This is a genomic window from Lactobacillus juensis, from assembly GCF_036246285.1.
Lineage (GTDB): Bacteria > Bacillota > Bacilli > Lactobacillales > Lactobacillaceae > Lactobacillus > Lactobacillus juensis.
In genome coordinates this window covers 174,053-197,057 of sequence record NZ_BTTS01000002.1, presented here as the reverse complement: position 1 = coordinate 197,057, position 23,005 = coordinate 174,053, and the positions used below count along the sequence as shown (strand labels likewise).

The following is a 23,005-nucleotide window of genomic DNA, read 5'->3' as shown; positions in this document are numbered from 1 at the left end:
TTTTACGACAGTTTTCTTAAGAGAAATAATAGCGTTATTAATTAGCAACTTTCTTTTTCGGTTGAAGATTAAAATTTTAATGTTAAAATCCAATACTAATTACTTAAATTAAATTTAATTGTGAAAGGTATTAACATGAAAGTTGTAAAATTTGGTGGTAGTTCTCTAGCTGACGGAGAACAATTTCAAAAAGTTTTAAAAATTATTAATGCTGACCCGGCTCGTAAAATCATAGTTACCTCAGCGCCAGGAAAAAGATATAAAAATGACACTAAAGTAACAGATTTATTAATAAAATATGCCCAGGAAACAATTAATAAACAAAATTATAGTGAAACTGTTACAACAATTTGGTCCAGGTATCATGACATTGCCGCTTATTTTAAAATACCCGAACAATTATTAAAGCCTTTATTGCAAGAATTACATAATCTACCTCAAGTTTCTTATCCAAGTAAAGATTTTTTAATGGCAGGCTTTAAAGCGCATGGGGAAAAACTAAATGCTCAGCTTTTGACTTTAATTTTACAAAGTCGTCATATACCAGCTCGTTTTCTCGACCCTAAAGAATCTGGTTTTATTGTGACTGACAACCCTAATGACACCCAGGTTTTGCCGGAAACTTACAGCAATTTGCAGAAGTGGACTCAAACTTCAGACTTATTAATTGTTCCTGGCTTTTATGGTGTTACTCAAGACGGTTTAATTGCTACTTTTTCTCGTGGTGGTTCTGATATTACCGGAGCAATTTGGGCACGGGGACTTGAGGCTGACCTGTATGAAAACTTCACTGATGTCGATGCTATTTACGCTGCTGATCCTAGAATAGTTACGCATCCCAACGCTGTTAATATTATGACATACCGCGAGTTGCGGGAACTGTCATATGCGGGCTTTTCAGTTTTTCACGATGAAGCTATTATTCCTGCAATTGAAGGACAAATACCAATTAATGTCAAAAATACCAATCACCCAGATTTACCGGGAACAATGATCGTACCTGAAAATAACTTTCAGCCTCAAAGTACAATTACAGGAGTAGCTAGTTCTGGTCATTTTGCAGCACTATATTTACATAAGTACTTGCTAAATAAACAGGTTGGTTTTACTCTTAAATTACTACAAATTTTTTATAAATTTAATATATCTTATGAGCACATGCCTTCAGGAATTGATGATTTAACTGTGATTTTTGACAAACGCCAATTTAACGAGCAAATTCGCCAGCAAATGTGTCTTGAAATTCAACAGACACTTAAACCTGACCAATTAGAATGGATTGATGACTACGCCATTATCATGGTTGTAGGAGAAGGAATGAAAAACAAAATTGGGGTAATGAAGAATATCACGCTGCCTCTGGCACAAAAGCATATTGCAATTCATATGATTAACCAAGGTGCTTCACGAATCTCAATCATGCTGGGTACTAAAAAAGCGGACGCAGCAGCTGCCGTTAAAGAAATATATTATAAGTTTTTTAATTAATTTAAGGAGCAATTTTATGGTACAACTACAAAAAGTTCACGGTTCACAGAATAAATTTTTTCTACTAGATCAAACGCAATTGCAAACTCCTTTAACTAAAAATGAATTAGTTAATTTGGCCCAACAAATAACTAGCTCTGACACTGGATTATTAAACGGGGCTGATGGCCTGTTAGTGGTCAACAATTCGCAGCACCCACAAGTTTTAGGTAAAATGCAGGTCATTAATGCTGACGGTTCTTTTGCTTCCATGTGCGGCAATGGCTTACGGACTGTGGGCCGCTATCTAGCGCAAAAATACCACAAGCAATCTTTCAAAGTCGAAACAATGCAAAGCGATTTGCGTGTCAGTTGTCAGCCAGACTGGGCTCAAAACGTTAAAGCAGTTAGTGTCGAAATCAGTCCGGTTAGTTTTGCAGCTGCAGATCTTCCTTTTACTAACTTAGGTTGCTCTGAACTACTAAACCAAGTAGTACCTGAATTTGCCCCCAAGTTAACCTTTTCAGCAGTTGCTGTTCCCAATCCTCATTTGATTAGTTTAGTTTCAGATGATGTTTTAAAAAGTGACTTGTTAGCAAATTTAGGAACAAAATTAAATCAGAAAAATCCTTATTTTCCAGACGGAGTAAACGTCAGTTTTGCTCAGGTTCTGAGTTCTGACCACCTTTTCGTCCGCACTTTTGAGCGCGGTGTAGGTTTTACCAATGCTTGTGGTACTGGCATGTCTGCAGCAAGCTTAATTTACGCTTTGAATAACAAGTCACAGGATCTGTTTGATAAATTGCTGACTGTTTCAAATCCCGGAGGATTTGTCCAAACAAAAGTACATCGCAACGCCAATAGCTATTGGATTGAATTAATTGGAAATGCGACAGTTACACATTATATTGACGTTGCAGAAAATGACTTGCACCAGAAGCAGCCCGATTTTAATAATTTTAAGATTACAACTACTTCAGAAAATGAAGCATATCAGAATTTTATTGCTGTGAATAATAACTAAAGCAGCTGATATTTTAAAAACCAAACTTAAACAAGTTTGGTTTTTTATGGCTTATATTTACAGTATTTGTTTCATTAATTTAAATTAATATATAAATCATATATAATAATTAATAAATTTAAAATAGAATTAAAAAAGATAACCAAATCTAGAAATCAATTCACTATCCTTTTTATCTATCTTGGCAAACGTTCATTTCTCAATAAAAAGCGTTGAAATGGTTGATGAGGCTCAGTTTGATACCAATAAGCTACTGTTGCAATATCATCTGAACGTTCAAACAGACCAATATCATCATTACCTATATCTTGAAAAGTAACTTTTAATTTTTTAGTAAAAGCTATTGGATCAGGCAAATGCCATCGGTACAACCCATGTTCTGGTAAGCCATCATTACCACAAGCATGAACAGAATTAGGATCTGGTTTTCCTGCACTAAACATATCCCGCGAATGGTCTTGAGTTTCGTGAAACGGATAACCTTGATAGGCAGTTGAAAATGTATGAGTTTCTGGCAAATGACCATATTCCTGTTTTTGAAAAGCCCAAGCACCACCAAAATAATCTTCTGCCCCAGTTGAAGTTACAGTAGGATATTGATTATCTTCATCAATATAAAATTTAAATTCACCTTCACCCCACCAATATCTTTGTAAAGCACAAAGAGCCATATATGTGCCCACGTAATAGCCTTTGCCCTTTACTCCATCAAGTAAAGTATAATCTTGTCCTATTTTTACTGGATTTTCGCGGTTCCAAAGCGCATGAAAATACAACAAATCTTCAGTTTTGGCTTTTTTAACATAATTTATAGTATAGAAAAAGTGTTTAAGAAATCCAGGGTGTTCATTTGTAATAGTAATTTTTGCATGTTTGTTAAAGGGCATTTTAAAGTAAGAATTCATGCCACCAAAGGGATTTACAACAATTGGTATAGAATTAACTATACATCTAGTTCCAAAACCATTACAGAAGAAGTCACCCAATGGGACTTCTACAGAAGGATTTTGCTCATTGTCCCAGTAAATTCTCAACACTAAATCCCTCAAAACAAAACTTCCCTTAGTTGTCTTGTCTGTAACTGTAAACCACATATGGCGAATTTCTCCTGGCCCAATAATGTCAGCTAATGTTACTGTTTCTCCCTGTTCAAGTGAAATATCAGCACTTCCTTTTCTTTGTGGTCCTAGCTTGCCGGTTGCCATTGCTGCCTTTCCAGGAGCCCCTGTCTTATTTTCGGCAGAAATAGTCCTGCTTTGTTCATTTTTAAAATGTAATACATCATCTAAAGAGCTCATTCTTTACCACCTACTCATCATCATTTGAATCAGTTATATCATTTACTGATACTTGTAATAACTGCTGTCTTGCTTGATTAATTAAATTAGTGATATTAATTGGCTGATCATTTTTAACTGCAAGAGCTAGTGCTAATGCAAAGGGTAGATTAACCCCAGTGATTATATGAATCTTAGCAGATGCAAATTGACTCATAACTTGATTTACACTGCCAAAACTTAAGTCAGTAAGTATATAAAATTCGTCCGAATTATTTAATATCTTGCCAACTTTTTCCTTTAATTCATTTGTTCCTTCATTATTCATATAGGCACAAATGGCTGTGACAATTTTTTTATCTCCTGTCAGTCCAGCAAGGGTTTCTTGATAGCCCTGTGCAAGTGTATAGTGAGTTACAATAATAATCTTTTTCATTATTTTTCCTTACCTAATTATTTTAAAAAGCCAAATGCTGCCCCAAACATTGCTATTACAATAAATAGTAAAATCACCCAAGTCATGTTCCACTTTTTAGATTTTAAAAGCTTATAAGCTAGCCAAACTAATAATGCTGGAATTAATTGTGGTAATATTTTATCCAACATAGGTTGAATTTGCATTGTAACTTTTCCAAATTGGAATTTTAGTGGCGATGTAACAGATATAACGGATCCAATCAAAGAGCCTACAACTGTGATGCCTAAAACAGAAGCAGCTTCAGTTAAGTAATTTATCTTATCACCATATTCTGTAATAACTTTAGAGCCTTGTCTATATCCAAACTCAAAACAATGCATACGTAGGAAAAAGATAATTGCTATTAAGATACCCCACAGAATAATACCGAATGGATTATTTTCCAAAGCCATATAAGCTGCTATTGAACCCATGATAGTTGGAATCATTGTCATTAGAAGAGAATCTCCTATTCCAGCTAGTGGTCCCATAGTACCAACTTTAAAATCATTAATAGCACTTTTAGCAGCTAACCCTTGTTTTTCTTCCATAGCAACACATGCTCCTAGAACAATAGCGGCTAACCATGGTTGAGTATTATAATATTGAAAGTGATTGTCTAAAGCTTCTACATAATCATCATCTTTTTGATATATTTTACGTAAAATTGGGGATAGAGCATATGCAACAGAAGCCCCTTGTTGAGTCTCGTAGTTAAATGTCTCAACACTCATTAGCCAACGATAATTAGCTTTACGCAAATCTTTTTTTGTTACTATTGGGCCATAAATATTTTCGTCTTCTTCTTTAGCCATTTTATTCGTCCTCTCCTATACCTGAATTTGTATTTGCAGCCATGGCTTTAGCTTGTCCTTCTTTTTCAGCTTGCTTATAGGTTGTAAATGCAGCTGCAAAACCAATAATTGCAGCACCGATAATTGGCACTTTTAGAAAAGCAGCTAGAAAGAAACCAATTAATAAGTAATTAACTAATTTACCTGTCGGCATATAATTTAACAGCATTGCAATACCTACGGCAGGTAACATTTCACCTGCTATAGTCAGTCCTGTCATGAACCATTTTGGCATAACTTGTAAAATAAAGTTCACGGCTGATTGACCTAAAGTGACGGCAATGAAAACTGGAATTGCTGCTGAAAGGCCAAAGAATAATGGTCCTAACCAAGTAACTGCACTCATTTTTTTAAATTGACGAGAATCTGCATAACTTTTTGCTTTTTTAGCCACGAATCCGTTTAGAATTTTAACAATAACATCTAATTGAACTCCCAGCATTCCAACAGGTAAGCCTATTGCTAAACCAGCACTTTTACCCATTGAAACTCCAAAAGCAGTAGCAATGATCGCTGTTGTACCATAGTCTGGTACTGACGAACCACCAAAGCCAGCGACTCCTAATGACATTAGCTGAACTGTACCACCTACTAATAATCCGGTTTGTATATCTCCCATTATTATTCCGGTAAAAAGCCCCCAAAAAACAGGATAATTAACGAATAGCATAGGAATACCATAGTAATCAACGTGCTTTATAAAAGCTAAAAGCGTTAACAGAATAATTTGTAATATTGAAAAATGCATTTTAACTATTAACCTTACTTTCTAAAAACTCCTTAGTAACTTCTATTTCTTTATCAGCTGGAACATATTGAGAAAATAACTTGACGCCTTTATCAATTAATGACTCATATACTGTTATTTCATGACTATCAGCAAAAGCTCGCTTAGAAATTTCTATGCCATTATCACGAGCTGTAGTACCGCCAATATTCAATTTTTCAATTGGAACACCGATTTTCACCAAATCCAAAAAAGTTTGTGGTTCTTTAGCCAGAACAAGTAGCTTTTCAGCATCATACTTACCATTTTTAAAATTAGTCAAAGCCTTTTCTTCTGTAATAATGGAAATTGCATTTCCAGCTGGTCGTGCCATTTTCATAGTTGCCTTACTTATTGAATTATTTGCTGTTTCATCATCAATTACCATTACCCTGTTAGATCCAGATTGTGGAGCCCATTGAGTAACAATTATGCCATGAAGCAGTCTATTATCTATTCTTGCTAAAACAATACTCATTTTATTTTCCTTTCAAATGATACTAATGACTTCTATATTACAATCGCTTTCACTAATTAATTAGCAAAAAGTGTGCCAATTCAGTGTCAAAAAGCAGTTTGGCTTGATGTGAACCCTAAAATTAGAACAAACTTGCGGGATCATATCACTTTTCCGCAATCTGCTTTTTATATTATTTATTCCAGTTTAATACTATGATTTGGACACTATATCTAGGAATTATAAATAGTGTCTGATTATTATCTATCATAATTAAAAACTAACTCATATATATATTTTAGCTCTGTCTTAGGAATTCTAATATTATAGATTTCTTCAAGTGGGTGTAAAGCTAATTTTATTGTCTCAATCCCTTTTTCTTTTTCCTTACTGTCTGTAAAATTTCTTGGACTGTTCTCTAAGGACTGGTTGCGAATAATTCTTTCAATCATGCAACTAATATGCACATAAAGTGCCATTGTTGTTTGGTTTGATAATCTTTTATTGAGATAATTATTCATTTTTTCAAGACAAAAACTAATGTTTTTTATAACTGCTTTAGTATCCAAAATTGTTAAGGAATTAATTACTCTTTCTATACTAAAGTTTTTAAGAATAGAATCATTAAATTTATATAAATCTTGTTTGCTTAGGATACCCTGTAAAGAATCTTTTAATGTAGTTAATTTAGATCCATTTACAAGTTGATCAATTGAAATATATGGGATTTTTTCATATCCAGGGTTCACAGTACCTATAATTGTCAGAATATTATATTTTCTTTTAAGAGTATTTTCCTGGTCTTCTATCTTTAATGAGTCGTAAGAATATGCCTTCACCATTATTTTGGCTTTATTTGGTAAGCTATCTTTAATCATTGTTTTTATTTTTTCAGCCGTTCCTATTCCAGTTGTACAGCAAACAATGATAACATTCTGCTTGATCATCTTAGGATATATAATACGATAATCATTATGAATAACTTGATTTAAATTTTTAGCCATAGCTGACAAAGGTTTTTTCTTTTTAATATACTCAGCAGCAAACAATGCTAATTGGGTTGATACGTTATTAAAAATAACTATAGGAAAGTTTATTTCCGTTTTTATTAATTCAGGTATCTTTTCTAAGGAACCCATATCTGCCATTAATATTATTCCCTTAGTGACATGTCTTACACGAATATAGTTTGCTACTTTTTGAGCTATATCTTCAGGTTTAATATCAATTGGCATATCAAAAGAATCCAGCAATGGTTCACCTATTATTTTGTTAACCGTGTCAGCAATACTGCTTGCAGTGGAATAGCCATGTGCTAACAATATGCAATGAATTAAATTAGAATTAATATTTCTTTTTATACTTTCAAGATAAATAGTCAGAAACATTCTGTCTACTTCATCAGTATACAAGTTCAGAGTTTTGCTTATAGTATCCAAGATTACCTGCACAATTTGCTTAACGTAGGTTACTTCATTTAATTTCGCAGTGATTTCTCTAATCAATTGGTTTTCTTTAGAAGAAATTGGCCAGTGATTCTCCTGTCGAAAATAAAAGTAATAAGAAATAGCTACAATAATGTTGCCATTAAAGTCATTATTAAAATCATTCCGCAAATAGCCTACTTCTTGGTTAAGTGTGTTTTTTATCAAATTTAAGGGTAATTCTCCTATGTTCAAGTCATCTTTCTTAAAAATTAAATAATCACACAGAGAGTTAACAACATCAAAAGCTTTTGATCTAAACTGTAAAAAGTCCTCTTTTTGATATAACAAGTATATCTTTTGGATCGCTTTATTAATATAATTAGTGCTATTTTCGCTTTCAATAAAGTCAGTAATTTTACTAGTAGGTTTAATATTCAAGTCCGCACTACTTTTGACTGAATTATTATTTTCAGCTAAACTTGAAGGCAAAATATCTTGTGGCAAATCCGCAAGTTTAATACTTATAATTTTAGAATTAATATCTTTTTCCAAAGCACTGGCAACAGACAATAAAATATCATTTTTTAATTGTCCAATATTATTTTGATAGTTAATATTGCTCAGCGTTAAGAAAACTTGATTATTAATTTTAAAGCTTTTGTTGATCTTTTGAGCATGTTGAATATAAAAATAAATAATTAAAGCACGAATCTCATTTTGTGTACGCTCTTTCAAAGGAGGCATTGAAATTTGAACTGGGATTCTTCTAATAAATGTCTCTAGGAAGCTACTCTGAATATCTTCTGTAGTCGCACAAATTAACCTTACATTTACTTTTTTCTTATTTCCTGCATCTCCTAAAGCTGAAATACTGCCACTATCTAAATATGAAAAAAGTTTTTCTTGTCCTTTGGCATCTAGTCTGTGAACTTCATCTAGAAAGAGCATGCCTCCATCGGCTTCATCAAAAAGCCCAAGATGATTACTATCTGCGCCAGTGAAAGCTCCCTTTACATAACCAAATAGAGTTCCCGTCAGCAGTTCTGGATTATCCGCATATTCCGCACAATTAAAACTGACAAATTTACCATCTTTAGAAATGTAATCTTCTGCTACACAATATTCGAAATACTTTCGTGCGATATAGCTTTTACCTGTTCCTGTTTGTCCATTAATAAGAATTGGTAAGCTTCCTGGGTATGATGCAGCTGCTTTGAGTTTTTTTATTTGGCTATAAAGTGATTTATCATGTCCAATTACGTTATTAAAGACATCTTCATCACGATACTTTTTCTGTAACTCTTTTATACTGCTATACTCATTGTCTAATACACATCCTGATTTTTTCTCAGCAATTTTTTTTAAAATAAATACTGCTGGGCGTGTATTAATTTTTATTAATTCATTTTCTTTAACTAACTGATTTAGATAGTGACTAACTGTATTACGTTTAAGGCTAAGTTTTTCTGCCAAATCAGTAGTTGATAAATACTGATTGTTTTCCTGTTGGCTTTTTTTAATTAAAGTTAACACTTTTTGCTTTACATTCATTTAAATACCCCATATTTACTTACCAATTATGTTAGTTGTTTTATTAAAGCTGTTCAAGTTATGATAATTGATGTTTAAAAATTAGTACTTATTTTTATAAGAATTAACTATTAAAAAGTACCTTTATTATCACTTTAAAATGATTTTATAACCTTCTTTTTTACTTATATTGAAGTAAAATATAATATTAAAGCGATTACAAAAAAGGAGAGCTGTAACATGTCAGAACCTGATTATCGAAAATTAGTTGAAGAAACACGAATTGCAATTAAAAAAGGTGATGATCAGCGCGATGCTGGATTGCCAACACAAATTCCGGAAGTAGAACGGTTTGATAATATTTCCTATGGTAAGGATCCCAAGTATCAGATACTTGATGTTTATTTACCAAAGAATAGAACCAGTGCTAAATTACCGGTAATCGTGAATATTCACGGTGGTGGCTGGATATATGGCACCAAAGAAACCTATCAGTTTTATTGCTTGGCTCTGGCTAAAGAAGGATTTGCCGTAGTTAATGCCAATTACCGTTTAGCACCAGATGTGGTCTATCCCGGAGAACTAGATGATATCAACCGTGTATTTCACTGGGTAGCCCAAGAGGAAAATGCGACAAAATATCAATTCGATCTAAATAATGTCTTTATTGTTGGAGACAGTGCCGGCGGCCAAATGGGAGAACAAATTTTAGCAGCTTACACTAACAATGAATACCGCAAGTATTTTGGCTATTCAGTACCCCATTTAACAATTAAAGCTGCCGCTTTAAACTGTGGCGCCTATTTCCTAACCGAAATTCCCTCATATACTGGGGCACCAGAAGCCTACTTCCGACCTGAAATTCTCTTAAATAAGCATGATGAATTAAATGCCGAACAATTTTTGACTCAAGCACTGCCACCGCTTTTCTTAATGACATGCACAAATGATTTCTTGCGTGATAATGCCTATATGCTTTCAGGCTACCTGAAGGCCAAAAATATTTACCATGAACTTCATTTCTATGGTGATAAGAAACATCCACGAGGTCATGTTTTTCATGTTAATCAAAAAGATGAATTGGCTAAGAAATGTAATGAAGATGAGCTAAACTTCTTCCGTAAATACATTAATTAACAGCGCAAAAAACCGAACTAGCATTGTCTAGTCCGGTTTTTTTACTGTAAGTTTTTAAATTTATTGCTGACTGTTTCTTTCTTTTCTCGAAAACCAAAACATAAACAGCGGCAAAATTATAAAGCCAAAAATCATCATGAAAATCGCATACCAGTTAACGCCAACGACTTTGCCATTTTCAATAATACCAAACTGAGCTTGCCAATTATATTTAACTAGCAAAAAGATTACTAAAACAATTGACAATATTGGTACAAAAATATCAGTCAATATGTTTTTAGGAGCTGGTAAAATTGGCTGCTTATTTTTACCATAGTAAAAGCAGATTACTGCCAGGGGAACAATGATGAAGCCTAGAAATCGGACCATGGCACTCAACGTAATTAAGTTAGTCATGTTATATTGAAAAGCTAAGGGTACTAAAATTGCTAGTGCTTCAGAAATAAAGAAAGTTTTAATGGGAAAGTTGTTTTTAGTCCTTTGGGTTAAAGTAGCTGGCAGTTGATGTTCACGGGCCATTGCCTCCAAAATACGTGGTGCATTAAAACTAGAGGCAACATTTATTCCCAGCATCGAAATAAGCGCTCCAACTAAAATTACATCCCGCAATATATCATTTTTAAAAATCGCACTGATTGCCACCACTTGTTTAGTCGTCATCAATGCCTTTGGATCTAAAACCATCGCTACGGCTACTACTCCTATATAAATAGCAGCGATAACCAAAATTGCTAGTGGAATAGCCTTAGGTAAGTTCTTTTCTGGTTCTTGCATATCTTCCGAACCAGAAGCAACTGATTCAAAACCTGTAAAAGCATAAAATGCAGAAACAACAGCCATAACAAGACCGGTAGTAGTTAAAGCCGGTACTATTTTATGCCCATTTTGCGTTATTTGGTCAACGGATGACAAGCTATGGCTGGCCCCAGTGGTAATAAGTAAAACAACTCCAGCTACAATAATCAAAATTAATGCAGCTAATTTACCAGCTGTAGCCATGTTCATTACAAGTTTCACAAATTTTTGCCCAAATAAGTTAATTACAGTTACTGCAACCATTAATATAATAAAGCCAATGGTGACATTTAAAAATTTGTCAGGATTTCCACCAAAAATAGAAATAGTTGATTTGATTACACCGACAGCCATTACTCCCCAAGCAACGCTAGCAGAAAAATAACGCAAGATACCGACGTAAAAGCCAACATTGTCACCAAAGGCCGCCTTAGAATAAGCATAAGAAGCGCCAGACTTAGTTACGTATTTGGCTGCTGCTGAAAATGAAATAGCTAAAATTGAAGCAAAAATTGCAGCGATGAAATAGACAATTAGGGCTTTGCTCCCTGCTTGACTAACCACGCTCCCAGGAGTTAAAAAAATACCCGAGCCAATAATCGAATTAATTGCTAAAAAAACAATTGACCAAAAGCCTAACTTATCCCCAGCGTTTTTATTTTGATTCATTATTACTCCTTACTTGGCGTTTTTAACCACAAATTTAAATAAATTATTCATATACTTAGTATTAGGATTATTATGTAGCATTTCGGGGTGCCATTGAATTGCTAGAACCGTACCCTGTTTATTTTCAAGTCCTTCAGGCACGCCATCACTTGCATCCGCAACTTCAAGCAAATCTGGCGCTACGTTTTTAATTAATTGATGATGAAAAGAATTAACCATGCATTCAGTTTTACCTAAAGTTTTAGCTAACAAGCTGTTTTCCTTAATTGTTACTTTATGAGTAGGTAAATCAGGCGTATGACCTTGCTCGTGTTTTATAGTTTGCTCTGAGCGATAACTAATATCTTGGTAGAGACTGCCGCCATGTGCTACATTAATAATTTGTGCTCCGCGGCAAACTCCTAGAACGGGTTTATTAGCTTCTTCAGCAATTTTTAATAAAAGCATATCAAAGTGATCTCTCTGGGGCCAAATAGGCCCTATTTTAGGCATTAATTCTTCACCATATAAGTGAGAGTCAACATCGTGACCGCCAGTTAAAATCAATCCTTGAACATGAGTCATCTGGCTTTTAATAACTTCATCATCTTCAGTAAATGGAATTATAAACGGAATTCCGCCATTTTTAACAACAGAATCCACATAGTCTTCATTAACATAACTACGTCTATAACCTGGAAACATCCCACCAGAATCAATCATCTCAGACCCGGCAATGCCAATAATTGGTTTCATCATTTTTTCTCCTCATTTAAGCTGATACTATTAGTTATTAATATTATAATAGTTATTATCGATTTAAGTGTATCTTTTGTTTTTATCAGAATATGGCAGTAAATTGTAGTCTTTCGTGTAAAAGCTAACTATTATTTACTTTTCGTAGTAAAATATTTAAGTTAAAAATTTTGAGCAAGTTATTTTTTAAAAGAGTGATGCAGCATGAAAATAGTCAATAAAATCATTAAGCAGCAAAAAATAATGTGGGTTACTCTTTTAATTTTATTTTTAATTTGTATGATTTGTCGCACTTTGCCAAAACTGTCTGATGTTAACTGGCAAACAATTTTATCTTTATTTAGTTTAATGCTTGTCACACAATATTTGATCAACATTAAGGCATTGGACTATTTAAGTCAAAAAATCATCAATCTAGCTCATACCCATAGACAAGTTACTCAGTTATTAGTTCTATTAGCAGGATTTTTAGCTATGTTTTTAACTAATGATGTAGCTATCCTAAGCTTAGTACCATTATTTTTAGTTATTCACAAGCAGGTTCATGGGCCATTTACTTTTCCTTTGGCACTAATCACAATTGCAGCAAATATAGGAAGTGCATTGACTCCTTTCGGTAATCCGCAGAACCTCTATCTCTACAATCACTATCAGCTTTCTACGGCTAATTTTTTCAAAATTTCACTCCCATTGTTCCTAGTTAGTTTTGTTTTAATTTTGTTAACAACATTTGTAATTCCAGCAACTCCGCTTCCAGTTTTAAAACAAACAGACTATGAGGTAAAGCCAATTTCTCTAATCATTGCTTTTGCACTACTAATAGTTACACTTGCAGGAGTACTTCATTTCGTACCGCTAATTTATACCACAATAGTAGTAACAGTAGCCATCATAGTCATAAACCATTTGCTTTTTACAAAAGTCGATTATGGTACTTTAATTACCTTTATCGGTTTTTTCTTAATAGTCGGCATTTTGGGCAGGCAAAAGCTGATTATTAACACTGTCACCCAACTATTGCATCAGAATTCTCTTATCACTTATCTGACAGGTATAACATTAAGCCAAATAATCAGTAACGTTCCAGCTACTTTTCTCATGACTCGATTCAGTACAGACATAGTCTCAATTTTTCTTGGTGTAAATGTTGGCGGTCTAGGGACTCCTTTAGCTTCATTTGCTAATTTGTTAGCATTAAAACAGGCACATGTCCATAGTAGTCGAATATTAATAGGCTTTTTAGCCTTTAACTTTATTTTATTAATTCTACTGGCGGGAATAGTCAAGCTACTGCTACCTCAATTAATAGAACTTAGTTCTCTTTAGAGACTTTATTTATTTTTGAGACTATTTATTTCCTGGGAAATATTTTCAATGTCAGTAAATGAAGCGTTAGGATCAGAAATCAGCTGGTCTAACTTAAATTGTAATAAACTGATTTGATTAGCAGTCTTAGCTTTTTCTTTACTGGAGAAATCACTAGGAGTTATTAACTTGTGATTTTTTATTTTCCAAGAAGTAAAGTTTAAGTTTTTTAACAGGTTCTGATCGTGAGAAACTACAATAACAGCAAACGGATAGTTTCTTAAAAATTCTTCCAAAGCATTAATAGATGAAATATCTAAAAAGTTGTCCGGCTCATCAAGTATCAGCAAGTTATGCTCACCTAAAAGCACTTTTGCCAATTTATAACAAACCAGCTGGCCTCCACTCAAAGCACTAACTTGGTTATCCAAAGACCTTTGCAAATGTAAATCACCTAAAAGCTGCATTGTAGTGGTTTTATTAAAAATGCTGTTTTGATATATTACCTCTTTTACTGTAGCTGTTTCTTTAGTTTCCTGGGCCATATTCTGTTGGAAATAACCCATTTTTAGCTGTGGATTAAGCCAGACACCCAGTTTTTTGTGAAATAGTTTTGCTAAAAAAACCGATTTTCCAGCACCATTTTTTCCGGTTAACGCTATTTTTTCTTTTCCTTTGATTTTCAGCTCTTTAGTTATAGCAAATAATTGCTTTTTATGGACAGTAACACTTTGAGTCTTGAATCTGACTATGCTGCTTTTCTGTGATAACTTCAAGTTCTTGTTTTCAATATTGCCCAAAGTAATTGGATGATGAACTTGCGGCTTTTCCAACGTTGTTTCTGCTTTAGCTATACGCCTTTTCAGTAAAGTGCTTTTACGAAAAAGGCTTTTCTCTAAACCGCTGCTATCTTTTATTTTCCAATCGGACCAAGAAATATTTTTCTTTTTCTTAGTAGATTTTTTAGCCCTAGTTTCGTACTCCCTTTGATCTTTTTTTAGCCTTTTAATTTCAACTTGCTTTTGAAAATACTCAGTATTCTGCCTTTTTGCTTGCATTCTAAGAAATTGCTGGTATTCGTCATAAGTACCTTTAAATTCATAAATCTGCTGGTTCTTAATCTGCCAGATAACATTGACAAGTTTACTTAAAAAAGCCTGATCATGACTTATTACTAAAAGTGGTTGTTTTAAGCCGTTTAAGACTTTAATTAACCATTGCTGTTGCTCAATATCTAAATTAGATGTTGGCTCATCCAAAATTAGCAGAGAATTCTGAGTTTGGTTTAACTGCAGTAATGCTTGAACAATAACAGCCTTTTCCTTTTCTCCACCACTTTGCTCATTGTTATTTAAAATTTGTGGTACTAAAATAGTATGACAATTTCGTTTAACTTGCCCTTCTATCTCAAAAATTATAGGCTTTTCAGCAATAATGTTGACTAACGTAGTTTTACCTACACCATTATCACCTATCAAACCAACTATTTGTCGGTCTTGAACATTTAAATGTGGAGCTTGAAATAAAACCTCACCTTGATACTCTACTTTCAGATTAGTTATTTTAATGTATTCCATGTTAACACCTGCTTTTTGCTAAAGAAAAAGCACTGATAACCAAATTGCCCATAATTTGATTAGCAGTGCACAAAAAGCTAGTGAAACTAAAGAATCACCATAAAGAGACAAAACTAATTTCTGATTATCGGCAAAAAACATGACAAAAGCTTTGGCTATCAAACTTTTTGCTTACTAATAAAACCAGAAATTAATTCTCCATTTTGGCAATAACCTCTTTCTCTAAATTATTTTAACTATATCATATTTTTTTCATTTTGCAACGTCCCAACTAATCAATCTTTGCAAAAGTTTCACAAACCATTGGCGCTTGAGGACAAAATTTTTGACCATTAGCTTTAAATTCTTCTTCAAAAAATTGATCATGAACCTTACGCCAATATTGATAACTGCGATCTCCTTCTCCTTCATGATAAGCATGCTCTGCGGAAATTTGATTATACGGAATAATTTCTACAGCTTTGTCTTGGACAACACAGACGGGTTTACCGTGACCATCGAGAATTATGTTCCAATCGCCAACTTTAGGCATATCTTCATCACCTGGTACATATTCTGAAGTTGTGGCAGTTTTTATGCCTCTCCTAACTAATTCAGCCAATTCATCTGCATCTTTTTCACTATCACCAAAAGCCCAAGCGTCAACTTTAGTGCCGGCAGACAAATTGTGCTTTAGGCAAAAATCCTGCCAAAATTGTTTTACTTCTTTATCCATTATAGCCACCATTGCGGGGTTAGTTCGCCCATTGTAGCGATTTTGTCCTTTTCATAATCCAGCATAATTTCAACTTGCTGATAATCCTTTTCCATTAACTGAACAATAAATTCGCGACAAGCACCACAAGGGGCACCATTTTTACCATTTGCCATTAATGCTAAAACTCTGCTAATTTTAGTTTCACCATTGGTAATCATATTAAAAAGAGCACTGCGTTCCGCGCAGACACCTAATCCACAGGCTGTGTCAATACAAACTCCCGTATAAATTTTTCCTGATTCAGCTAGAACAGCAGCAGCAACTCCACCAGCTTCCATATGAGGACCAATGGCAGTGAACCCCTGTACTTTTTTCGCTGCCTCATACATTTTTTGCCATGTTTTATCCATAATTTTCACCTTCAATTCTTTCATATAATATCTATAAAACTAAACTCAAATTTTCTTTGCCATAATATTGAATTTATAGATGCCGCCATTTGAATGCACATTTTCTGTACCTGTTTGGACATAACCTGCCTTTTGATAGACTTTAATTGCGCGCAAATTAAAGTCAGCAACCGCTAAAATAATCACTTGGTAATCATAGTTATTTTTAACGTAATTTTCAATAACTGACATAAATTGGCTGCCCAAACCACGACCAGTTAAATTTGGAGCTAGGCCCAAGCCAATTTCAACTTGTTCTCTTTTCTCCTTATCTGGATCAAGACAAAAGAAAGCGACCAAGTTGTCGTTTTTATCCAAAACCTGAAAGTAATTATTTTTACGTAACTTGGGAGAAACTATTTCATCATAATCTTCTCGATCATTTTTCATATCGTAAAAAGCATATTGTCCGTCATAATGCCACTCGTCTGCGATAATCCTGGCATTTTTTTGAGACAAAAGTGTTATTTTTTGAAAAATACTTTTATTCATTTCTTCACCTCTATTCTTTAGATATTAAAGACTAATTAATTATTTAATATACTGAAGCCCTAACCAAAAAGCAAATTTTGCATAAAAAAATCCGCTTTTGCTTACACGGAAGCAAAAACGGAAATTAAATTTAATTTATTATCCTTTAATTAATAGCTGGTCCACCTGTAGCACCATAAACTTGACCTGTCACATAACTGGCCAAGTTTGAAGCCAAGAAAATATAAACATGAGCTATTTCATCAGGCTGTCCTGCGCGTTTCAACAGCACTTCTTGACCAAATGTGGCAAGAGCATCAGTTGGCTGACCACCACAAACCTGCAAAGGTGTCCAAACTGGGCCGGGAGCAACACTATTGACGCGAATTCCTTTAGGAGCAAGGCTTTGAGCCAAATTAATAGAAAAGCTGACAATTGCTGCTTTCGTAGCAGCATAATCAAGCAATATTGGTGACGGGCTGAATCCTTCTAAAGAAGTCGAAGTCAAAATTACACTGCCTGGTTTCATATGCGGTACAGCCGCTTTAGCCATTTCAAACATCGAGATGATATTAACTTCAAAGGTATCGTGAACTTGATCCATTGACAAATTCTCTAAACCATCAACATTCTGTTGGATAGCAGAGTTCATCACCAGCAACTCAAGGCTGCCGAATTCTTTAACAGCTTTTTCAACAACTTCTGTTGCCTCACCGCGTTTACGAAAATCAGCTGGCAACAAAACTGCTTTACGTCCAGCCTTTTTAATCAATTCGGCTGTATCTTTAGCATCAGATTCTTCTTCTGGCAGATACTGAATTGCGACATCGGCTCCTTCTTTAGCAAAGCCAATTGCTACAGAGCGGCCAATACCAGAATCACCACCTGTGACAAGAGCATGGCGATCTTTTAATAAGCCGTGGCCTTCATAATCAGCCATGTCGCCTGCAGGTGCTGGGGCCATTTTACTTTGCAGTCCCGGATATTCCTGTGATTGCTTAGGAAAATCGTCATGATGATAGCGCTTTAACGGGTCTGATAATTTATTGTCCATTTGTACTTTCTCCCTTCAATAAATTCAATTTCAAGATACCGCTTTTATAATAATAAAACAAAAATATTGCTTATTAATTCACAAAAAATACATTATCTTTGCTCTATTAATTTCTTTGTTCTATGATGAATTTATGAGGTACAAATAGGAGGAAAAATTCAATGTTTAAATCTTATAAAAAATTTTGGCAGAATATCTTTAATTTTTCTGGTACTGCTAATCGTTCTGAATATTGGTGGCCGGTAATTATCAACTGGATATTAGCTTTTATTTTAATGCATTTAGTTGAAGGCTTATTAGGTCATTCAATTAATGATATTTATACTTGGGGCGACTGGGGTATTAAAACCAGTTCACTTATTATTTCCTTCATTGTTTGGATTGCAATGCTATCCTTGCGCTTTCGCCGTTTACATGATACCAATCGCTCTGGCTGGTGGGTTCTAATTATGATAGTACCAATCATTGGAGATATTTGGTTTATTATCTTAATGCTGCTGCCGTCAAAAGCAAATAATTACGATTAAAATAATGTTAATCCTTTGCTTCAAACCTGCCCAAACTACTCTGTTTAAACTTAAATAATATAAATTATGTGTAATACTGTACCTTTAGTGCAGTTATTGCACTTTTTCTTTTCCAGCCAATATTTCCGCTAACCACTTTTTTGCGCTCATCCCTGCATACGTCCATACTATTTTTTTGCAGCTTCATCATAAAAATTAAGCTTATGATTAATTACTTCCATTGATTTATCCAGTACCCTCATTTGTTCTCTCACTTTTTGTTTCTGTTTTAAAAACATTTCCTTGCGCTGTTCAACCGTATCAATACCATTCTCTGCTAGTTGAAGATAATTTTTGATTTCCTTAAGTGGCATTCCCGTTTTTCTTAGATAAATAGTCATACTAATCGCTATCAGATCATTTGGTTCAAATTCACGAATTCCATTTTCGTCACGTTTAACAAACTTTAATAAACCAATTTTTTCATAGTAGCGTAAAGTATATATACTAATTCCCAGCAATTCGCTGACATCTTAATTCTAAATTTTTTCATTAGTATCTCCTTTTTAGCAACTTCACCAAGATAGGATAAAGCACTTATTTTTTATATTTCACTTTTAACTAAACTAAACAACATTTATTAAAAAATTTGACTTAGAGTTGCTCGAACCCACTATACTGAACATTAATTACAAAAAGGGGTATAATTATGAATTTCTTAATTTTAGCGGCTAATGGTCAAATAGCTCGAATCGTTGAAAACCGCATACTTTCTGAAGATAATTTCCAAGATATCAATTTAACACTGGGTTTGCGCACTCCACATCGCTTATGTTTATTGGAACCCAAAGCCCGAATGATGGAAGTTGATTTAAATAACAATCAAGCTGTCAATAAAGCTATGTATAAACAAAATATAGTTTTCGTTAACGTTATAGATCATACTAAGGATAACATCATCACTAAAAACGTAATTAAAGCGATGAAAATTAACCATGTTTCACGTGTAATTTTTGCCAACATTCTTGGCATATATAACGAAGTTGGAGGTGAATTTGGCCGGTGGAATCACCAATTTGTTATGCCGGGACTAAAGGCTGCCATTAACGCGGACAAACTTTTAGCAAGATCTGGCTTGCATTATACTACTTTACGTTTACCCTGGCTCAATGATCATAATGAAATCAAATATTCTATTACTACTCATAATGAACCTTATATTGGTGTTTCAGGTTCACGCAAAAGCATTGCAGACGCAATTTTAAAAATTGTTCGCAATCCTGCATTATATGATAATGACAGCATTGGAATTGCCGATCCAGATACACAGGGAAAAGATCGACCTGTTTACTAAAGAGTCAGTATAAATGAAAACAGAAACATTTATTAAACCAGGCAAAATAGAATTAAAAAAATATCCTATGACCAAACTTCAACCAGAAAATGATGCAATTTTAAAAGTTGTTTGTTCCTCTGTATGCGAATCTGATTCATGGTTACTCTGTGATATATCAAAATTGCCGCAAATTGAACTACGAAGCATGAAACATTGGGCATTGTTGAAAAAATGGGCAAAACATGCTGTTGATATCCAGCTGGAGACTTTGTCATTGCATCATTTACACATAGTCGTGGTCAATGTTCAATCTGTTTAGCAGGATTCGATGGTAATTGTCTACTAAAGGTCATTTTAGAAATAGCGTTTATCAGTTAGACTATTTTAACTTCCATTACTCAAACTCGGTATTAATCAAAATATCGAGGAAGCGTCAATATTATAATTATGTTTCACATGAAACAAGAATTGACTATCGTGCATTAAACCAGTGATAAAAGTCTGTATAATCTGTAATTCTTTAACTGCTAAATTTTTACCTTTTCAGCAAACAAGTAGCTGACTATTACTGAGTCTAACTGCATTTATAAACAAAACTTTTGCCAGTACCTACTGAAAAATTGATTCAGTCAAATGATAATATGTAATTTAGTAATTGTTTTTATTATAAAAGCAATTCAATTTTTTATTTTAATTTGTATATTAGCTTGATCTGATAGCAGCTTTTTCAATATTTATAATATACATTATCTTAATCGTATATAAAATATTGATATAATTATCATAAGATAAATAATATTTATATTAAATTAATCACTTGTCTATGATTAAAATTTTTATATAATTTAAAAGGTACCGGTACAAAAATTAAAAAGCAAAGGAGCGATTAATTTAAAATTAAAAAAATGGCAATCTCAGAAGTGACTGCTTTAGCTTTAAGCCAGTTGCAATTTTTATGTTTAAAAAATAGAGTGTAATTATGGAAATAAATAAACAAAAACTAACAGCAAATCAAAAAAGATCAAGAAGTAAGCCCAAACACTTTAAACTTTATCAGTTTTTTGCATACTTTTGCTCCATAATGATAAGCAGCATTTTGGTTGAAAAATTTTTACCGAATTGTTGGCCATTTTGGGCTAGTGGTAGAAATCTTCTGATATTTTTAATTTGTATTGCAATATATTTTATATTTTTTACTTTTACAGATAAAGCTCTTAACTATTTCTGTTCTAAAAACAACATTTAAACTATAATTTCGGGTGCAGATAAATCATCAAAATGTGATTTATCTGCTTTTTTAGTAATTTCAATAATTTACTTTTCAAAATATAAAAAAGTATTTTATCGCGTATTCAATAAATTCAACTACATGTTGCCGAAATTTTTGAAAATGAAGGCAAACCATGACTTTCAATCAAGGCTGGCAGGTAATTAATATTAGCTAGTCCAACCTTTAATTCACCAAGACCAATTTAATCATGCTAAAGCTGATAAATTTTAATTTTATCTTAGCTAATTTAGCCATAAAAATACCTCCAGATTTGTCCTGAATTTTGGGTCACATTATTTTGTAGTTACTTTTCATTCAAATATTAATACCTACCCTTTAGCAACATATTTTGATATAAAAATTATAAAACACGAACTTTGATAACTTAAATAACATTTTTGTTCTTGCATAGTTACTAATTTTATTTTATTCTTATTATTGTCACATATGATAATAATAAAACAAAAAGTGAGGATACAATGTCAAGTTTTCAAAAATACTACGCTAGGCTATCTGAAACTGCTGAATTTTTACTTCATAATCCAGAGCTTGGTTATAAAGAATTTAAAACATCTAAAAAGATTGAAGATGAGATTAACAAAATTAGCCCTGAATTAAAAGTCGAACATTATCTAAGTACAGGTTTAAAAGTAACGTTAACTAATGGCAGCCAGAAAACTATTGGAATTATCGCTGAAATAGATTCACTCTATCAGCCCAATCATAAATTAGCAGATACAAATACTGGTGCTGCTCAAGCTTGTGGCCATTACACCCAAGTCACTACTGCACTTGCAATTTTGAATGAAGTAATTACTAATCACCGACTTGAGGATTTTGGGGCCAATCTAGCTTTTATCTTCACTCCGTCAGAAGAGTTTGTTGATCTTGCTTGGAGAAAACAACAAAAAGAGGCAGGTAAAATAGATTACTTCGGTGGCAAGCAAGAAGCTATCAAACTCGGCATCTTTGACGATATTGACTATTGTGTTTCAGTTCATGCAATTGGCGAAGATTTTGATGAACGCACTATCGAAATTAATTGTGATCTCGCAGGCTTCAATTTTGAATATTTTGATTTTTATGGCAAAGCCAGTCATGCAGCTTTTGCCCCTGATGCAGGTATTAATGCTCAAAGTATAGCAACACTATTTAATACTGCTTTAGCCTTACAGCGTCAGCAAATTAAGGACCCCAATCGTATAAGGTTTAATCCAGTAATTGTTGGAGAAAATCATGAATCAATTAATGTTATTCCTGATCATATTAAAATGGGTACAGATTTAAGATTTTTCGATATAGATAACGCACAAAAACTAATGAGCCGGTTTAAACAGGCAGCAGAAGGCTGTGCCTCAGCACTTGGCGGCTCTGTTGAATCTGAAAGGCAAGTTGGCTACCTGCCTTTGATTTCCAGTAAGAGTATGAGTGCTATTGTGAAAGACGTCTTCTCTGCAGATGAAAAAATTCCCGGTTTAATCGAAAATCGGGGTTACACAATGGCCGCAGGTGATATTGGAGATGTCAGTTTCTTAATACCAACCATCCAAATCGGTTATGGCGGTTGGAACGGAACAATTCATGGTGATGATTTTACTTTAGTTGATCCTGAATTTGTACTAGCAATTTTCCCTGAATTTGTCTTTAACAGTATTCTTAAGATTTCAAATAACTTAGATCAGGTAAAAACTTATAAGAAAACAAAAGAAGAATATCTAACTGAATTAGAAAAGATGGCAAAATAA

At 33.6% G+C, this 23,005-nt stretch carries 22 protein-coding genes; 8 read left to right on the top strand and 14 right to left on the bottom strand.

Features of this window, described 5'->3' with window-relative positions:
• Positions 1-135: 135 nt before the first annotated feature.
• Both AAA926_RS05235 and dapF read left to right on the top strand, forming a co-directional pair.
• Positions 136-1,488 carry an aspartate kinase gene (locus AAA926_RS05235; protein WP_338212008.1) on the top strand — a complete coding sequence of 451 codons (1,353 nt, stop codon included), beginning with the start codon at positions 136-138 and terminating at the stop codon, positions 1,486-1,488.
• 16 nt (positions 1,489-1,504) lie between these two features.
• Positions 1,505-2,491, top strand: coding sequence for a diaminopimelate epimerase (dapF, locus tag AAA926_RS05230; protein WP_338212007.1), 987 nt, complete (start codon positions 1,505-1,507; stop codon positions 2,489-2,491).
• Positions 2,492-2,667: 176 nt separating this feature from the next.
• Here the strand turns inward: dapF and AAA926_RS05225 are convergent, their stop codons facing one another.
• The 6 genes from AAA926_RS05225 to AAA926_RS05200 form a co-directional block, all read right to left on the bottom strand.
• Positions 2,668-3,789: a glycoside hydrolase family 172 protein gene (locus AAA926_RS05225; RefSeq protein ID WP_198180617.1), complete on the bottom strand. Its 1,122-nt coding sequence runs from the start codon at positions 3,787-3,789 to the stop codon at positions 2,668-2,670.
• Between the two features lie 10 nt (positions 3,790-3,799).
• Positions 3,800-4,204 (bottom strand): PTS sugar transporter subunit IIA, encoded by a 405-nt coding sequence (locus tag AAA926_RS05220; RefSeq protein ID WP_198180619.1) that lies wholly within the window; start codon positions 4,202-4,204, stop codon positions 3,800-3,802.
• A 17-nt stretch (positions 4,205-4,221) separates the two neighbouring features.
• The gene (locus AAA926_RS05215; protein ID WP_198180621.1) at positions 4,222-5,040 is read right to left on the bottom strand and encodes a PTS system mannose/fructose/sorbose family transporter subunit IID; all 819 of its coding nucleotides are present in this window, start codon (positions 5,038-5,040) and stop codon (positions 4,222-4,224) included.
• Between the two features lies 1 nt (position 5,041).
• Positions 5,042-5,827 carry a PTS mannose/fructose/sorbose/N-acetylgalactosamine transporter subunit IIC gene (locus tag AAA926_RS05210; protein ID WP_187154132.1) on the bottom strand — a complete coding sequence of 262 codons (786 nt, stop codon included), beginning with the start codon at positions 5,825-5,827 and terminating at the stop codon, positions 5,042-5,044.
• A gap of 1 nt (position 5,828) precedes the next feature.
• A complete protein-coding gene (locus AAA926_RS05205; RefSeq protein WP_198180622.1) occupies positions 5,829-6,323 on the bottom strand; it encodes a PTS sugar transporter subunit IIB in 495 nt (164 codons plus the stop codon).
• 239 nt (positions 6,324-6,562) lie between these two features.
• Positions 6,563-9,280: a sigma 54-interacting transcriptional regulator gene (locus tag AAA926_RS05200; RefSeq protein ID WP_198180623.1), complete on the bottom strand. Its 2,718-nt coding sequence runs from the start codon at positions 9,278-9,280 to the stop codon at positions 6,563-6,565.
• A gap of 219 nt (positions 9,281-9,499) precedes the next feature.
• Here AAA926_RS05200 and AAA926_RS05195 point away from each other — a divergent pair, with 219 nt between their 5' ends.
• Positions 9,500-10,396, top strand: a complete 897-nt coding sequence (locus tag AAA926_RS05195; RefSeq protein WP_198180624.1) for an alpha/beta hydrolase — start codon at positions 9,500-9,502, stop codon at positions 10,394-10,396.
• A gap of 60 nt (positions 10,397-10,456) precedes the next feature.
• On the opposite strand, the gene AAA926_RS05190 is transcribed toward AAA926_RS05195, so the two are convergent.
• Together AAA926_RS05190 and AAA926_RS05185 are read right to left on the bottom strand one after the other, a co-directional pair.
• A complete protein-coding gene (locus AAA926_RS05190; protein WP_198180625.1) occupies positions 10,457-11,860 on the bottom strand; it encodes an APC family permease in 1,404 nt (467 codons plus the stop codon).
• Positions 11,861-11,869: 9 nt separating this feature from the next.
• Complete coding sequence (locus tag AAA926_RS05185; RefSeq protein WP_198180626.1) at positions 11,870-12,598, bottom strand: gamma-glutamyl-gamma-aminobutyrate hydrolase family protein; 729 nt, start codon at positions 12,596-12,598, stop codon at positions 11,870-11,872.
• A 201-nt stretch (positions 12,599-12,799) separates the two neighbouring features.
• Here AAA926_RS05185 and AAA926_RS05180 point away from each other — a divergent pair, with 201 nt between their 5' ends.
• Positions 12,800-13,921 (top strand): SLC13 family permease, encoded by a 1,122-nt coding sequence (locus tag AAA926_RS05180; RefSeq protein WP_198180627.1) that lies wholly within the window; start codon positions 12,800-12,802, stop codon positions 13,919-13,921.
• 5 nt (positions 13,922-13,926) lie between these two features.
• On the opposite strand, the gene AAA926_RS05175 is transcribed toward AAA926_RS05180, so the two are convergent.
• From AAA926_RS05175 to AAA926_RS05155, 5 genes are all read right to left on the bottom strand, one after another.
• Positions 13,927-15,477, bottom strand: a complete 1,551-nt coding sequence (locus AAA926_RS05175; protein ID WP_198180628.1) for an ATP-binding cassette domain-containing protein — start codon at positions 15,475-15,477, stop codon at positions 13,927-13,929.
• 271 nt (positions 15,478-15,748) lie between these two features.
• Complete coding sequence (locus AAA926_RS05170) at positions 15,749-16,192, bottom strand: ASCH domain-containing protein (protein WP_198180629.1); 444 nt, start codon at positions 16,190-16,192, stop codon at positions 15,749-15,751.
• A complete protein-coding gene (locus AAA926_RS05165; protein WP_232347643.1) occupies positions 16,192-16,584 on the bottom strand; it encodes a cytidine deaminase family protein in 393 nt (130 codons plus the stop codon). The genes AAA926_RS05170 and AAA926_RS05165 overlap by 1 nt, the downstream gene beginning before the upstream one ends.
• A 45-nt stretch (positions 16,585-16,629) precedes the next feature.
• On the bottom strand, positions 16,630-17,115 hold the full coding sequence (locus AAA926_RS05160; RefSeq protein ID WP_198180631.1) for a GNAT family N-acetyltransferase: 486 nt from the start codon (positions 17,113-17,115) through the stop codon (positions 16,630-16,632).
• Between the two features lie 145 nt (positions 17,116-17,260).
• On the bottom strand, positions 17,261-18,148 hold the full coding sequence (locus tag AAA926_RS05155) for an SDR family oxidoreductase (protein ID WP_198180632.1): 888 nt from the start codon (positions 18,146-18,148) through the stop codon (positions 17,261-17,263).
• 161 nt (positions 18,149-18,309) lie between these two features.
• Here AAA926_RS05155 and AAA926_RS05150 point away from each other — a divergent pair, with 161 nt between their 5' ends.
• Positions 18,310-18,675: a DUF805 domain-containing protein gene (locus tag AAA926_RS05150; RefSeq protein WP_198180633.1), complete on the top strand. Its 366-nt coding sequence runs from the start codon at positions 18,310-18,312 to the stop codon at positions 18,673-18,675.
• Between the two features lie 167 nt (positions 18,676-18,842).
• Here AAA926_RS05150 and AAA926_RS05145 read toward each other — a convergent pair whose 3' ends face one another.
• A complete protein-coding gene (locus tag AAA926_RS05145) occupies positions 18,843-19,175 on the bottom strand; it encodes a MerR family transcriptional regulator (protein WP_198180634.1) in 333 nt (110 codons plus the stop codon).
• Between the two features lie 188 nt (positions 19,176-19,363).
• Between AAA926_RS05145 and AAA926_RS05140 the strand changes: the two genes are divergently transcribed.
• The 3 genes from AAA926_RS05140 to AAA926_RS05130 all read left to right on the top strand — a co-directional run bounded on the left by AAA926_RS05140 (position 19,364) and on the right by AAA926_RS05130 (position 23,005).
• Positions 19,364-20,008 carry an NAD(P)H-binding protein gene (locus AAA926_RS05140; RefSeq protein ID WP_198180635.1) on the top strand — a complete coding sequence of 215 codons (645 nt, stop codon included), beginning with the start codon at positions 19,364-19,366 and terminating at the stop codon, positions 20,006-20,008.
• Between the two features lie 13 nt (positions 20,009-20,021).
• Complete coding sequence (locus tag AAA926_RS05135) at positions 20,022-20,309, top strand: hypothetical protein (RefSeq protein WP_198180636.1); 288 nt, start codon at positions 20,022-20,024, stop codon at positions 20,307-20,309.
• Between the two features lie 1,430 nt (positions 20,310-21,739).
• Positions 21,740-23,005, top strand: coding sequence for a M20/M25/M40 family metallo-hydrolase (locus AAA926_RS05130; protein ID WP_198180637.1), 1,266 nt, complete (start codon positions 21,740-21,742; stop codon positions 23,003-23,005).